Genomic DNA, 13,343 nt, shown 5'->3' with positions numbered 1-13,343 from the left:
CGACCGGCCGAAATGAGGTGTTGATCGGCTTAGGGTAGGGCTCATCGGTGACTGCTGTTGGCGGTTTCCCGAAGCGGTTCTGCACTAAAATCGGTGGGTGGCTGCATATAGGGAGGTCTTGGGACTATGCCCGCATTAGACAGAGGCGTTGCAGCGCTTCGTATATTTGGTGAACATCTTGATCCGGAGGAGCTGAACTGCTTGTTTGGCCGTTCTTATACAGACGGATGGGTCAAGGGAGAAGAGTTCTCAACGTCATCCGGCGCGGTTGTTACCAAGAAAACTGGTGGGTGGGTCCTCGAAGCTGAACCAGTTGAAAACGCAGATTTTGATGGTCAAATTTTACGGCTGTTGGGCAGTATCGACGCTAGCTTGGATGTCTGGGCTTTGGTGGCGAGTCGATTCGAAATGGACATCTTTTGTGGATGGTTCATGCGCGAATCCATCGAGCGAGTCACGATTTCGCCCCAAATAATGCGAATGCTCAGTGACCGTGGTATCACTCTTTACGTTGACATTTATGCTCCGTAAGACGAGGAGTAACGTCGGTTTGCGCAAAAATTCGTTCGTTCATTATGCGGGCGGCGCGAGTCCGTCGGGCTTGAGAGGAGTGGCCGCTCTTGGCCGAAAGCGGACGCGCGGTTCATCTTGCCTGAGCACCTGAATACGTGGTGCTCAGGTAAGAGCCGTCCTCGCCAGAACAGGCTCAGATCGAGCGCTGATTCATCCGTGCCGACAAGGCCTCGGCGCTCTCTTTCCGTTCGGAATAGCGGTCAACCAGATAGTCCTCGCGGCCACGAACCAGCAGCGTGAACTTGACCAGTTCTTCCATCACATCGACTACACGGTCGTAGTACGGCGAAGGTTTCATTCGGTCTGGGTCATCGAATTCCAGATAGGCCTTGGGCACCGACGACTGGTTCGGGATGGTAACCATGCGCATCCACCGACCCAGAACACGCATCTGGTTCACGGTGTTGAAGGACTGCGAGCCGCCGCACACCTGCATCACCGCGAGGGTTTTGCCCTGGGTAGGCCGCACGGCGCCCATGGTTAAAGGAATCCAGTCGATCTGCGCTTTGAACACCGCAGACATCGCGCCGTGACGTTCCGGGGAGCACCACACCTGACCCTCTGACCACAGCACCAGATCGCGTAGCTCCTTCACCTTGGGGTGATCGACCGGTGCGTCATCCGGCAAGGGTAGCCCTGATGGATCGAAGATCATCGTCTCGGCCCCCATGTGCTGGAGCAGACGTGCTGCCTCCAGCGTCAGCAGTCTGCTGAACGAACGCTCTCTGGTCGATCCATAGAGAAGAAGGATTCGTGGCTTGACGTTCGAAGCAGCTGCAAGGCCCAGCTTGTCGGTGCTGGGCAAATCCATCAGCGACAGATCAAGGGCTGGAAAGGTCTCGGCAGGGTCCGTATCGAATTCGCTCATCACAGTGCTCCAATCCGGTCCAGGGCCCTTTTCAGATCAGCACCCTGAAGCGTTTTCAGATCCAGGGTGAAGAACGCGGAAAATCGCCTCTTGATGTGTTCAACCGTCGCATTGAATGCGGCCTGAACATCCTCATCGGTGCCCTCTGCCTCGGACGGGTCGGAAAGCCCCCAGTGGCTTTTTATGGCCGCGCCGAAATACACCGGGCAGGGCTCGCCGCCTGCCTTGTCGCACACGGTGATGACGACATCTGGTGGTGTGTCTGCGAAGGCTTCCGAGCCTTTGCTGTACAGGCCGGACGTGTCGATTCCCAATCCTTGCAGAGTGCTCACCGCACGCGGATTGAGCTTGCCGCTGGGGAAACTGCCCGAACTGATGGCGATGAACCCGTCCGGGGCCACATGATTGAACAACCCCTCGGACAGGACGCTACGGCAGCTATTGGCCGTACACATGAACAGGACTTTCATAAGCTGACTCCTACGCGCTGATGCTCAAGCGCACGGCAAGCACTACCAGTGTCGCAAGAAGAATGGGAGAGGTGAGGACGCGGCCGACCGTGCCCGCGTGACCAGAAATATTGAGATTGCCCGCAGCATGTCAGTTCTCCAGAAGCACTTAGCAGCAGGAAACCTGGCGTACCGGGCGACCTTCCATGGCAGCCAGGCGGCCTTGGTCATCACCTAGCCACGAACGGTTAGCCTCCAGCGTCGTTTGCAGTACATCCACTGCCCACTGAGGCAGTTCTGGATGAAGGCGGTAATAGATCCACTGCCCCTGACGGCGGTCCTCCAGCAGCCCGCAGATACGCAACTGCGCAAGGTGTCGGGAGACTTTCGGTTGATGATCGTCGAGCGCCCAAATCAGCTCGCAGACACATAGCTCGCCCTCGGCAGCGAGCATGAGCATGATCCGGGCGCGGGTCTCGTCACCGAGACATTTGAAGAACGTGTGGGGCTGAGTCGGCATGGCTGACCTGTATATTCGTTTCTGCGTATATACGAATTTACAGATGTATTTCTTCCATGGAAGACCTGTTTCGGTTTTGGTGGTCACGTGGCGGGGCGAGGGTCTGCTTCGAACCAACAGACCGTCCAACGTTGATCTACTGTGATGTGAGGTTGGCGGAGCAGCCTGATTCACGCCGTGCTCATCATTTTCCAGGAAGGGCTTTGATGCTGAGACGTTATTTGATGACGATAGTTATGCTTTTTGGCATTGCATGCCTGTTCGTGGTCGACAAGCTGATATCGGCCAGGTGGCCCGAACAGTTGGAGGTGGTTGTCGGGACCTTTTCCGTGAAAAGTGGAGGGCGGGATGAGTACTTGTCGATCTCCAATGAGCAGGGGGCCATCATTCTCAGTTGCTCACTGGGTATCACTGGCACGACGCGATGTTTTTCAGAAGAGCAGCTTCGAGCTTTGACCGGTAAGCGTGTAACGGCTCACTGGTATCGTCAGTCGGTTTATGGCGGGATCAGGAACAACAAGCTGGTTGCACTCGATGACGGCGCGAACATCATACGTGATCCAGAAAAGACCAGATCCCTGGATCGATTCAACATAAAAAGCTCGGCTATTGTTGGCGGCGTAATTGTAGGCCTTATGTTTCTGGTGTGGGTTGTGATTGTATTGCGACTGAAAGGTCGGCATGACGTCGCCAATAGCTGAGGGTGAAGCTCGGGCTCAGAGTCAGTGTATGAGCTAGCCAGCTTGAGAGTACTGTGGACTGCGATGGCAATTCAGACACCAGACAACCCCCGTTACAAGGAGTGCGATGGCCGCCATTTCGTAGGCATCGGGTAACCGCTGTTCCCATAGAAAACCGAAAACCAGCGCCGCCAGCGTCTCGATCACCAGCACTTGCCCGCTGAGCGCCAGCGGCAGAAGTCGGCTTGCCTGATTCCAGCACGCGCCACCCACGACCGAAGAGAGAAGGGCCACTCCACCTGCCACCAGGAAGAAGTGCAGCCATTCGCCGCTGCCATGGGTCTCTGCCTGAAAAGCCAGGGCTGGCACCGCCAAAAGCAGCGACTGCGCGCCCGTCATGACCCCCGTCAGCAGGGCCCAGTCATGGGAGGAGATGCTGGCGACCTGCACCAGCCGCCGGGCATTGCTCACGGCGAACCAACTCCACGTCACCAAGGCACCAGCGGCGCATAGAATCCCGCCGATGTTTGTCGAGGTGTCAGGCGTGTCGCCATCGATCAGAGCGTGCCAACTGATGAGCACGACTCCAGCCAATGCGCAGCATAGCGAGGGTAGCAGCCTGGGGAGCGGGACCGCATTTGTGTCATGCCGACCTGCCAACGTTACCAGCACCGGGATGAGCCCGACGATCAGAGACGTCGTCGCAACACCCACTAGCTGCACACCGGTGCCCACCAACGCGTAATAAACGATATTGCCGATCAGGCTGAGCCAGAAGAGTGACTTCCAGTCAGCCCAGACAAGACCTGCGCAAACCCGCCGCCAGCGGGGCATGAGCAGAGCCGCCGAAATCGCGCCGTAGCAGAGAAATCTGAGCACCGCGAACTGCAGGCCGCTCAAACCTTGAGTGAGCTGCGGTCCAAGAAAGATCACTCCCCAACACAGCCCCGCGCAAACCCCGTAAACAATGCCCTTCAACAGTGACCGATCAACCAACATTTCACCCGCGCTCCCAAGATTGAGGCGTAAAGTCTGATGCGCGGGACTTGGGGAGTATTGTCAGTAACTGTGGGATTTTTTACCCGGACTGTTTTTGCGTCTTGCGATACGCAGCCGGGGTGGTGGCGCTTATACGTTGCATCGCTCGGGTCAGCGAAGCCTGGTCGCAAAATCCTGCGCGCAAGGCGATCTCGGCTATCGGCAGGGAGGTGCCACGCAACCATCGTTGAGCTTCCTGGATGCGTAACTGCGTCAACCAGGCTTGAGGACTCATCGCGAACATCTGCCTGAATCGCTGGTGTATCTGGCTCATGCTCATGTTCGCCGCCTGGGCCATGGCTTCGTTGCTCCAGTTCGCCCCCGGATTGGCCCGCAGGCGGGCAATCAACAGCTCCATAGGGGATGGAGAACTGAAAGTGTCAGCGCCCAAAGAAGAAAGAAGCAGCGAGCCTAGCTGTGCAGCGCCGAAGGCCAGTTGCTCATTGCCTATCAGCTCGGCGAACTCGATCAAGCGCCGCGTTGCCGGGGGAATAGGCAGGTATGTCTTCTGAGCCAGCCGCCCCATCTGGAGCGTTTCCAGGAGGTTCGGCGCACAGTCCAGCACCAGAAAGCGGCTGCCTGCATGACTGAGCTGGGAGTGCACCGAGCCCGGGGTGACAACCGCTGCCAATGACTGATCAATGCACCCGCCACGCCCGTCCACGTCAATTTCCATCAGGCCACGAACCGGCAGGACCAACTGAGCATGGTCATGGGAGTGATGACGGTTTTCCCGCTCATAGCTGCGGATTTCGAGGTTCAGGAGCATGGGTGCATCTTTCGAGGTAGTCTGGACGTGGGGGATTCTAACACTCGTTTGCAGTATCGACGGGGTGGCCGGGGTTGCAGTGGCTGGTATCGATCCGAAGCGGACATTGCATTTAGCGGAGATTGACCGACCATGATGCCATGATGGATAAAGGCGTTGCTTGGTGGCAGAGCTGTGCAGCCAACTCTATCGCCAGAAGCTTCATGAATGTTGCAGTCGCTGCCATCGCATCTAACCGGAAGAAATTCATGATCAGGGTTTTACCGCAGGACGAACTCAATGAGCTGTCGGAGACGGCGGAAACATACGGTTTAACGCTGGGCGATCTTTTACCAATTTGCGAAAGGTTCAGCGTTGCACCGAAAGACGTCCTGAACGAGCTATCCATTGCGGTTGCGGAGGGCTATCTAGATGGATCGCTAACTTACGAATTCTGTGACGGCGTCATGAACGGGATTATCAATGCCGTAGTTGAAGTGAGCGTCACTGATGACATGCCTCAGCCTGCTTTTTCGCTTTACCAAGCATTCGACCAAGGTGAGTGGTTCCGCAGTGACGACCCACCGGTGACTGACACCGGTGGGAAATACACGAAGCCTGTCGTCGTCGAAATAATGCGTACCCTTAAAGACTAGCTCACAGGTTCGCTGACCAACTTGCCCTGCTTGAACGTCCGCTATTGGCCGAAAGCGGACGGTGAGTCGACTCACCTCGAGCAATGTGTCTGGGGGCCATTAACACGGGAGTACGGCCAAAAAGGGGGGAATATCAAATCATTTATCCAGAAGGCATAGCAGGGCGCTGAGGCATTTTAGGCATACGTTGAGGTACACGCCGTCAACACATGAGTAAGCATCGAATGGCGACATTTGAAAACAAAACCCTTCTCACACGGGTTCCTCTGCACTCAACGGCCTGGACGGTTCCCCGTTGAAAGCGCCGAAGTTGGGCGGCTGCCTCTCGTCGTCCACCCCGTTTTTCAGCGCGACAACCTGGCTCATCAACGATAAAGCAATTTCGGCAGGGGTGTGGCTTCCAATGTGCAGACCTATCGGGCCGTGTAAGCGACTGACTTCCTGAGGCGTGATACCTAGTTCAAGCAGATATTCCCTGCGCCGCCTCGTAGTTTGCTTCGAGCCGAGCGCACCCACGTAGAAGGCCCGCGATTTGAGCGCGGTCATGAGCGCCATGTCGTCCAGGCGAGGGTCATGAGTCAAGGTCACGATCACGGTTCGCTCATCGGGTTTGATGGATTGGACTGCATCGTCGGGCATGCCCGGAACAAGCGTGACTCTCGGATCGTCGAATTCGACCGCAAACTCGGGGCGCGGGTCGCACACCATGACCTTGAAACCCAGCAGCAGAGCCATGTCGGCGGCGTAGCGGCTGACCTGACCTGCGCCGATCATCATTAGCCGCCAGCTGGGGCCATGGACGGTTTGCATCTGGTGCTCATCAAACTGAAAGTGATCTTGGGGCAGGGCGTCAGTCAATCGGACATCCCCATTTGCTATGTCGAGGACTCGCTTAGTCAGTTGTTGGTGCTCGCACCGCCAGACAAGCTCCTCAACCCAGTCCCAATTTTCTATCTTTTCCTCTGTCAATCGCAGGGTGCCGCCGCAGGGTAGGCCGAACCTCGCGGCCTCTTCACGAGACAGGCCATACCCGATCAGACGGACTGGTGTTTGATTTCCTGCCTTACCAGCACTCGCCTGGCGGTCGATAAGGTCGTCCTCTATACACCCACCTGACACTGAGCCGATGACTGCCCCATCTTGACGAAGCGCAAGCATGGCGCCTGGCTGGCGTGGTGCACTTCCCCAGGTCTGGACCACGGTGTACAAGTGCACACCGTATCCGGCCCGGCGCCAGGCGAGGACAGTGCGCAATACGTCCATATCTACGTTTTCCATGTGTCACTCCCGACTAGCGTCGTTCGGTGATCGCCTGGGCAGCGACACTGCTGTTTGTGGAGCCAAAGCGCTGGAGGATGTAGGTGCTCACGGCGGCAATTTCCTGGTCGTTATAGGCCTTGGCAAACGCAGGCATTCGTTGCTCCAGTTTCGTAGCGGGATGCCCGTGAAGGATGACACCTATGAGATTATGAGCTCCAGGGTCATTCACGGTTTTGAGGCCCAGAAGTGTGGCGACAGGCGTCTGATTGCCATGGCCGTCTGGTCGATGGCAGGCCGCGCAGGCATCTGCGAACACTTTCTGGCCCAACGCTGATTGAGATCTGGCGTTGGCCAGCACGGTCGGTTCGGGCCTGGCCACGCCCTCATCACGAGCAGGGGATGATTTGAGATAGACCGCGATGGCTTTGAGATCCTCTGTGCTCAGGTATTGCAGGCTGTTTTCAACAACCTCAGCCATGGGGCCGCTTGCCACCCCAAAGCCTGGTGCCGTGCCTGTGCGCATGAAGCTCACAAGCGCCTGTTCGTCCCATGCACCGATGCCGTGCCTGGTGTCGGAGCTGATGTTGTAAGCATTCCAGCCCTCGATGACGTTGCCCGCCAGACTGTCGCCAGTCTTGAGTGCTTGCATCAGGTTACGCGGCGTATGGCATTCGCCGCAGTGGCCGGGCCCCTCCACCAGATACGCGCCGCGGTTCCACTCCGATGACTGTTTGGGGTCTGGGGTAAAACGTTCGTTCTCATGGAATAGCAGGTTCCAGAACATCATTCCCCAGCGTTGATTGAACGGGAATGACAGGGTGTCGGGTTGGCTGGGCTGGTTAACTGCAGGCTGACTGAACAGGTAGGCTTTGATCGCCAGTATTTCGTCCCGAGACATTTTTGTGTAGGCCGTGTAGGGGAACGCCGGGTAGTAATGCTTGCCGTCTTTGCCGACCCCTTTTTGCAGCGCATCTACAAACTCGTCGTCGGTCCAGGTTCCAATACCCGTTTGTTTGTCGGGAGTGATATTAGGTGCATACAGCGAGCCAAAGGGCAGCTTGAACTCCAGGCCGCCGGCAAAAGGCTTGCCGCCTTGTACTGTGTGGCAGGCAACGCAATCGGCCGCTCGGGCGAGGTATTCACCGTGCTGTACTTGAGTGTCGTCAGCCAGTGCGGGCAGGCTCGCACTCGCCAGAAGTGTCAGGCCCAGTTGTCGGATCGCGATATTCATAAGCCTCTCCTCACACCGTGTAATAGCCAAAGCGTGCCAGCGGCAGCCGGCGGATGCGGTTTCCGCTGGCAGCGTGCAGTGCGTTGACAAGAGCGGGCGCGATCAACGCTGTCCCTGCCTCGCCAACACCGCCAGGCGCCTCGACACTGGGGATGAGATGCACTTCAACCGGTGGTGCGTCGCTCATGCGCAGCACACGATATTGGTGGTAATTCGTCTGTTGAACCTGGCCTTTGTCGATGAGGATTTCGTTGAACAAGGCAGCTGACAGACCAAACAGTGTTCCGCCTTCAATCTGCGCGATTACCGAGGTGGGGTTATGCACGAATCCGCAATCCACCACGCTCACGAGACGCTTGATCCTGATACCCTTTTCACCCTGCATTTGCAGTTCCACCAGCGTACCCACGTAGCCGCCGAAGACATGGCTGACGGCGATTCCACGACCGGTCCCGGCCGGTAGCGATGTTTTCCAGTCTGACTTTTCAGCCAGTACACGCAGTAGATTCTGCGCCCGGGGATGCTTGCTCATTAAGTCGAGCCGGTACTGCACCGGATCAGCCTTGGCGTTGCGCGCCAGTTCGTCGATGAAGCATTCGTGCACATAGGTTCCGCGCAGTTGCCCGACACCTCGCCACCACGACACCGGGATGGCCTTGGGCTCTTCGCGCACGTAATGGACTTGAAGACTGGAGAGGTCGTAGATCGGGTCTACCGAGACATCGACAGCATCGAAATCTATCCCGTCAGGTGGCAGTCCCCCCAGATAGCGCGCCACGACAGACGCCCCGGCTATACGGTGCTGCCAGGCTACGGGGAGTTTTTTTGCATCCAGCGCCGCTTCAATTCGATCTACGTAATGCGGCCGGTACATGTCATGGGTCATGTCCTGTTCGCGGCTCCAGATCATCTTGATCGGGTAGGGCACTTGTCTGGCGATCTTCACGGCTTGCGTGATGAAGTCGAAATCCAGCCTGCGACCGAAGGCCCCGCCGATCAATTGATTGTGAATCTGGATCTGCTCGGGCTTAAGACCAGTGACCGCCGCAGCCGTCATCTGCGCCAGCCCCGGGACTTGGGTGCCGACCCAGAGGTCGCAGTGCTCGGCCGTGACGTGGGCGACGCAGCTCATTGGCTCAAGGGGGGAGTGGGACAGGAATGGCTGTTCGTAAACGGCTTCGAACCGGCTCGCCGCATTAGTCAGCGCAGCCCTGACGTCGCCCTCTTTTTTGGCGATCACCCCCTCTGCACTGCTGGCTTTTTGCAGGGCGGCATCCAGGTGTGCTGAGCTGACACCGGCGTTTTCGCCCAAATCCCATTCGACACTCAATGCTTGCAGGGCCTGCTGGCAGGCCCAGAAGCTCTCGGCGGTAACGGCAACGGCGTCGTCCAGGCGTACGATGTCCCGCACACCCCAGACTTTGCGCGCTGCACTATCGTCCACAGATCGCAGTGTGCCGCCCAATACCGGGCACGTCAGGGTGGAGGCAATGAGCGCCCCGGGAATCTGCAAGTCGATTGTGAAGCGAGTCTTGCCGTTCACTTTGTCCGGCGTGTCTATCCGAGGGGTGGGCTTGCCTAGCAGCTTGAAGGCCTCGACGGGTTTGAGCGGGACATCCGTGGGCACGGGCAGCCTGGCAGCGTCGTCGACGAATTCCCCGTACCCGGCCGAGTGTCCGTTCGGACCGATGATACGACCCTGCTCTGCATGGCATTGCGACGGCTCGACGCCCCAGCGGTTCGCCGCAGCCTGGATCAGAAGCACACGCGCCGTTGCCCCGGCGCGTCGCAAGGGTTCCCAAGTGTAGCGCGTCGACGTCGAGCCTCCCGTCGCCTGGAAGGTGAGCAGCGGGTCTGTGTAGAGTTTGGCGTCGGGCGGGGCTTCCTCTAGATCCACCAGGTCCAGGCCCACTTCAAGCTCTTCGGCGACCATCATCGCGATCCCCGTATGAATGCCTTGACCCATCTCGATTTTTGGAGAAATGACAGTCACTCGACCATCGCCGCCGACGCGCACGAACGCGCCGAATCCCTGGTTGATGTCACCCAGCCGTGGCGCAGTGATAGCCTTCGCTGCACCCTGGACCTGCATCGACGGTAGCCAGGTTGCCAGGACCAGACCACCCAGCGCGATGCCGCTGCCTTGCAGCAGACGCCGACGGGAAATACCAGCCGTTGGGAGGGGAGTGCCAGAGGTGCTCATAGGTTCACCGCTTTGATGGCTGCGCGTACACGCGTGTACGTTGCGCAGCGGCAGAGGTTGCCCGACATCGCGGAGTCGATGGCCTGATCATCGGGTTTGGGCGTGTGTTGCAGCAAAGCACTGGCTGCCATTATCTGGCCGGATTGGCAGTAGCCGCATTGGACCACTTCATGGACCAGCCAGGCCTGTTGCACTGACCGCCCGACAGGTGTCTCGCCAATGCCCTCGATAGTGATGATCGCGTGTCCTGCGGCGGCACTGACAGGCAGCACGCACGACCGTACAGCCGTTCCGTCCAGATGAACGGTACAGGCACCGCATTGAGCGATGCCACAGCCATATTTGGTTCCGGTCAAACCCAGTACATCACGCAGGACCCAGAGCAAAGGCATCTGGTCCGGCACATCCAGTTGATGGTTCTCGCCATTGATATTCACGGTCTGCATCACGGTTTTCCCCCTATCGGCTAGCGCACTGATAGTTATTTTGAATGTGTTCGTGCGTGGTTGGATTTACCCAGAAGGTTTCCGGGGTTCGGACTCAGGGATACTTGAATTCTATTCGTCCGGGGGAAGGGCGCAATCGATACCGCGGTATAGTTGTAGGGCGCTGGTGATCGGCGTATGGCGCTTGAAAGCGCATGTCCCTATCGAATTCCAAACAACAAATACAAAAAAACCTATCCCATCGTATGAATTGATCAGGATAGCGGGAGCGATCACATTCTGCCTTGAACCACGATACGTTCTTCCTGGCGTTCTGTCGTTGAGACTGACAGCCGGGTCAACGCGTGCTGCGCGTTATCAACAGACGCGCGGAAGTTGAAGTGTGACGCCATTCAATGATCAACAATCAAGGCAGCTATCAGGGGATTATCTTTATGCAACTTACCGACAATACAATCTTCATTACCGGTGGCGCATCCGGTATTGGTCGTGGCCTGGCTGAAGCGTTTCACAAGCTGGGCAACAAAGTCATCATCGCCGGTCGCCGCAAGGCGCTACTTGACGAAGTCACCGCAGCAAACCCTGGCATGGTAGGGCTCGAACTGGACATCAATGACCCTGCAAGCATCAATGAAGTGGCCCGGACGCTGACCATCCAATATCCGTCATTGAACGTCCTGGTCAATAACGCCGGCATCATGCCGTTCGATGATGCGGCAGGTCATATCGATGACGAGACGATGCTGGCGACGCTGACCACCAATTTCATGGGCCCTGTACGTCTTACCTCTGCATTGATTGAGCATCTGAAATCTCGTCCCCGGTCGGTCATCATCAACAATACCTCTGTGCTCGCCTTCGTCCCGCTGGCCTGTAATGCCGTTTACTCAGCCACCAAAGCGGCGCTGCATTCCTATTCACTTTCACAACGGTTTACCCTGCGTGACACGTCCGTCACTATTCAAGAGATTGCTCCGCCTTGGGTGAACACCGACCTGATCCACAAGGGGGACGATCCTCGCGCCATGCCGCTGGACGCGTTCATCGAGCAGACCATGGCAGGCCTCGCCACGGATATACCTGAAGTGGTGGTTGAGGCTATCCGCGAGATTCGGGACAATCCGGGTTCTCAGGAGCATGCGCTGATTCACGGCTTCAACCTGTCGGTGGTGGATAACCCGATTCCTGTAGGCTGATACTCAAACTGGCGTGGAGCGTGCGTCGCCTGCAGGGCGACGTACGTGGTCTGAGTGAAATCACTGTCAGTCGCATACGGACTGTGAGCGCCTCGACCTCCTCTGGTTGGCCGCAGAAACTTATCGACGGTGCGTTTTCGCGGAGATGAGTAAGCAGACGCTCGCCAGAATCAACAAACAGATGCTCGTGGCCAGTAAACCGGTGAAGCCCCTGGCAGGGTAAGCCCATCCGGCTAGCGCAGCGCCTGCACCGATACCGCAGAACACAAACGCAGCTGTCAGCGCCAAAGCGGCCCCTCGGTGTGCTGCCAAATGCTCGATGACTCTGCGCTGTTGTGACGGCCATATGACGTCTGTTGCGATGGCCCAGACGATGAGTGCCGCGAAGAACCAGCCCAGCGCATGAGGCCCCACGCCCAGAAGCAGCATCAGGATGGCCAGTACTCCCATGCTGGTTATCAGCAAGCGGTCAGCGCTGTAACGTGCTGCCAGGCGGGTAACCAGCAGATTGCCCAGCACGCCTGCAATACCCAGCACCAACAGAGCTACGGAAACATCATCAGAACTTCCGCTATAGACGTCCTGTACAACCGGAGCAATGAATGTATATGTCGTGTACACCGCTGCGGTTGCAAAGAATGCGACTCCAAACACGCTCAGTGAATGCATGTGGGTCAGCATGCGTATAAGCGTGACAAACGCCACCCGTTGACCCTCGGTCCTGTTCGGGACCTGCCAGGCAATCAGCAGTGCAGTTATCAATGCGGTAACACCAATACCGGTAAAAAGGCTGCGAACGCCCACTTGATAGGCAATCCAACTCGACAGGGGAATGCCGACCAGTCCTGCAACGCTCAGCCCTAAAAGGACCATGGCAATCGCGCTTCCCTGACGCTCGCTACTGACCAGACTTGAGCCGAGCGCTGCCAGGACCGGGCCGATGAAAGCTGCACCCAAACCCATGATGACCCTGGCGATGACCAACACCGTGTAACTGGGAGCAGCAGCGAATATCAGCGCGCCGAGGCCAAAAACGCATAGACCGAGCAAAACCTGACGTTGCCTGCGAACGTGCCCCAGAAGTACCTGAAGCAACGGCGCCGCCAGCGCAAACGTCACGCCGAAGACCGTCATGAGGTACGCGCTTGCCGTATTGTCCAGATTCCATTCTCGCTCTATCGGCGCAAGGCTGCCGATCACGGAGAGCGCTCCAACGGCTTGAACAAAGTAGGCGACACTCAACATCCGCAGCGCTCTGGTTGTGGGCTGATCGATGCTCATCTTGATTCCTTGCGTGATCGAACTTTTGAAAGTCAGTGAGGTTGGTTGGCCAGGGGAGTAAGCATTCATGTGAGGGTGTTCCAAACGTAGCCTCCCCCATGAGTGAGGGCATATAACGGCCACTGACTAATGGGGGATAACAGGCACTCAAGCTTTACGGCTGTTGATACGTCGAGCGATCGGCAGCTTTACTG

Annotated in this window: 14 protein-coding genes; 4 read left to right on the top strand and 10 right to left on the bottom strand. The window is 57.5% G+C overall.

The genetic code is table 11. The features are described 5' to 3' along the window. Positions 1-126: 126 nt before the first annotated feature. On the top strand, positions 127-531 hold the full coding sequence (locus ACIPOO_RS14595; RefSeq protein WP_400608056.1) for a DUF4279 domain-containing protein: 405 nt from the start codon (positions 127-129) through the stop codon (positions 529-531). A 175-nt stretch (positions 532-706) separates the two neighbouring features. On the opposite strand, the gene arsH is transcribed toward ACIPOO_RS14595, so the two are convergent. From arsH to ACIPOO_RS14580, 3 genes are all read right to left on the bottom strand, one after another. After that, positions 707-1,441, bottom strand: coding sequence for an arsenical resistance protein ArsH (gene arsH / locus ACIPOO_RS14590; RefSeq protein ID WP_400608053.1), 735 nt, complete (start codon positions 1,439-1,441; stop codon positions 707-709). Beyond that, positions 1,441-1,911 (bottom strand): arsenate reductase ArsC, encoded by a 471-nt coding sequence (locus ACIPOO_RS14585; RefSeq protein WP_400608050.1) that lies wholly within the window; start codon positions 1,909-1,911, stop codon positions 1,441-1,443. The genes arsH and ACIPOO_RS14585 overlap by 1 nt, the downstream gene beginning before the upstream one ends. A 148-nt stretch (positions 1,912-2,059) precedes the next feature. Then, positions 2,060-2,410: a metalloregulator ArsR/SmtB family transcription factor gene (locus ACIPOO_RS14580; RefSeq protein WP_400608571.1), complete on the bottom strand. Its 351-nt coding sequence runs from the start codon at positions 2,408-2,410 to the stop codon at positions 2,060-2,062. A 206-nt stretch (positions 2,411-2,616) separates the two neighbouring features. Here ACIPOO_RS14580 and ACIPOO_RS14575 point away from each other — a divergent pair, with 206 nt between their 5' ends. Continuing rightward, a complete protein-coding gene (locus tag ACIPOO_RS14575; RefSeq protein WP_400608047.1) occupies positions 2,617-3,111 on the top strand; it encodes a hypothetical protein in 495 nt (164 codons plus the stop codon). 33 nt (positions 3,112-3,144) lie between these two features. On the opposite strand, the gene ACIPOO_RS14570 is transcribed toward ACIPOO_RS14575, so the two are convergent. After that, complete coding sequence (locus ACIPOO_RS14570; RefSeq protein WP_400608044.1) at positions 3,145-4,089, bottom strand: DMT family transporter; 945 nt, start codon at positions 4,087-4,089, stop codon at positions 3,145-3,147. Positions 4,090-4,168: 79 nt separating this feature from the next. After that, complete coding sequence (locus tag ACIPOO_RS14565) at positions 4,169-4,897, bottom strand: helix-turn-helix domain-containing protein (protein WP_400608041.1); 729 nt, start codon at positions 4,895-4,897, stop codon at positions 4,169-4,171. Positions 4,898-5,040: 143 nt separating this feature from the next. Between ACIPOO_RS14565 and ACIPOO_RS14560 the strand changes: the two genes are divergently transcribed. After that, a complete protein-coding gene (locus ACIPOO_RS14560; protein WP_400608038.1) occupies positions 5,041-5,532 on the top strand; it encodes a hypothetical protein in 492 nt (163 codons plus the stop codon). 252 nt (positions 5,533-5,784) lie between these two features. Here the strand turns inward: ACIPOO_RS14560 and ACIPOO_RS14555 are convergent, their stop codons facing one another. From ACIPOO_RS14555 to ACIPOO_RS14540, 4 genes are read right to left on the bottom strand one after another with little or no spacing between them, the layout of a single operon-like run. Further along, a complete protein-coding gene (locus ACIPOO_RS14555) occupies positions 5,785-6,810 on the bottom strand; it encodes an XdhC family protein (RefSeq protein ID WP_400608035.1) in 1,026 nt (341 codons plus the stop codon). A gap of 13 nt (positions 6,811-6,823) precedes the next feature. Beyond that, a complete protein-coding gene (locus tag ACIPOO_RS14550) occupies positions 6,824-8,023 on the bottom strand; it encodes a cytochrome c (RefSeq protein ID WP_400608032.1) in 1,200 nt (399 codons plus the stop codon). 10 nt (positions 8,024-8,033) lie between these two features. Then, positions 8,034-10,226: a molybdopterin cofactor-binding domain-containing protein gene (locus tag ACIPOO_RS14545; RefSeq protein WP_400608029.1), complete on the bottom strand. Its 2,193-nt coding sequence runs from the start codon at positions 10,224-10,226 to the stop codon at positions 8,034-8,036. Beyond that, positions 10,223-10,672 (bottom strand): (2Fe-2S)-binding protein, encoded by a 450-nt coding sequence (locus tag ACIPOO_RS14540; RefSeq protein ID WP_400608026.1) that lies wholly within the window; start codon positions 10,670-10,672, stop codon positions 10,223-10,225. Before ACIPOO_RS14540 ends, ACIPOO_RS14545 begins: the two co-directional genes overlap by 4 nt. A gap of 434 nt (positions 10,673-11,106) precedes the next feature. Between ACIPOO_RS14540 and ACIPOO_RS14535 the strand changes: the two genes are divergently transcribed. Beyond that, the gene (locus tag ACIPOO_RS14535) at positions 11,107-11,868 is read left to right on the top strand and encodes an SDR family oxidoreductase (protein WP_400608570.1); all 762 of its coding nucleotides are present in this window, start codon (positions 11,107-11,109) and stop codon (positions 11,866-11,868) included. Positions 11,869-11,988: 120 nt separating this feature from the next. Here the strand turns inward: ACIPOO_RS14535 and ACIPOO_RS14530 are convergent, their stop codons facing one another. Continuing rightward, on the bottom strand, positions 11,989-13,218 hold the full coding sequence (locus ACIPOO_RS14530; RefSeq protein WP_400608023.1) for an MFS transporter: 1,230 nt from the start codon (positions 13,216-13,218) through the stop codon (positions 11,989-11,991). Positions 13,219-13,343: the final 125 nt, after the last annotated feature.

Origin of the sequence: Pseudomonas sp. NPDC090201 (assembly GCF_044746825.1) — a bacterium.
Lineage (GTDB): Bacteria > Pseudomonadota > Gammaproteobacteria > Pseudomonadales > Pseudomonadaceae > Aquipseudomonas > Aquipseudomonas putida_AD.
The sequence above is the reverse complement of the archived record's forward strand: the minus strand, read 5'-3'. Positions and strand labels throughout refer to the sequence as shown.

What these genes read in the sequence shown, in the direction of transcription:
- arsH (WP_400608053.1), bottom strand. Translation starts at nt 1,441, where the DNA reads ATGAGCGAATTCGATACGGACCCTGCCGAGACCTTTCCAGCCCTTGAT.
- ACIPOO_RS14595 (WP_400608056.1), top strand. Translation starts at nt 127, where the DNA reads ATGCCCGCATTAGACAGAGGCGTTGCAGCGCTTCGTATATTTGGTGAA.
- ACIPOO_RS14585 (WP_400608050.1), bottom strand. Translation starts at nt 1,911, where the DNA reads ATGAAAGTCCTGTTCATGTGTACGGCCAATAGCTGCCGTAGCGTCCTG.
- ACIPOO_RS14550 (WP_400608032.1), bottom strand. Translation starts at nt 8,023, where the DNA reads ATGAATATCGCGATCCGACAACTGGGCCTGACACTTCTGGCGAGTGCG.
- ACIPOO_RS14540 (WP_400608026.1), bottom strand. Translation starts at nt 10,672, where the DNA reads ATGCAGACCGTGAATATCAATGGCGAGAACCATCAACTGGATGTGCCG.
- ACIPOO_RS14560 (WP_400608038.1), top strand. Translation starts at nt 5,041, where the DNA reads ATGGATAAAGGCGTTGCTTGGTGGCAGAGCTGTGCAGCCAACTCTATC.
- ACIPOO_RS14555 (WP_400608035.1), bottom strand. Translation starts at nt 6,810, where the DNA reads ATGGAAAACGTAGATATGGACGTATTGCGCACTGTCCTCGCCTGGCGC.
- ACIPOO_RS14580 (WP_400608571.1), bottom strand. Translation starts at nt 2,410, where the DNA reads ATGCCGACTCAGCCCCACACGTTCTTCAAATGTCTCGGTGACGAGACC.
- ACIPOO_RS14570 (WP_400608044.1), bottom strand. Translation starts at nt 4,089, where the DNA reads ATGTTGGTTGATCGGTCACTGTTGAAGGGCATTGTTTACGGGGTTTGC.
- ACIPOO_RS14575 (WP_400608047.1), top strand. Translation starts at nt 2,617, where the DNA reads ATGCTGAGACGTTATTTGATGACGATAGTTATGCTTTTTGGCATTGCA.
- ACIPOO_RS14565 (WP_400608041.1), bottom strand. Translation starts at nt 4,897, where the DNA reads ATGCTCCTGAACCTCGAAATCCGCAGCTATGAGCGGGAAAACCGTCAT.
- ACIPOO_RS14530 (WP_400608023.1), bottom strand. Translation starts at nt 13,218, where the DNA reads ATGAATGCTTACTCCCCTGGCCAACCAACCTCACTGACTTTCAAAAGT.
- ACIPOO_RS14535 (WP_400608570.1), top strand. Translation starts at nt 11,107, where the DNA reads ATGCAACTTACCGACAATACAATCTTCATTACCGGTGGCGCATCCGGT.
- ACIPOO_RS14545 (WP_400608029.1), bottom strand. Translation starts at nt 10,226, where the DNA reads ATGAGCACCTCTGGCACTCCCCTCCCAACGGCTGGTATTTCCCGTCGG.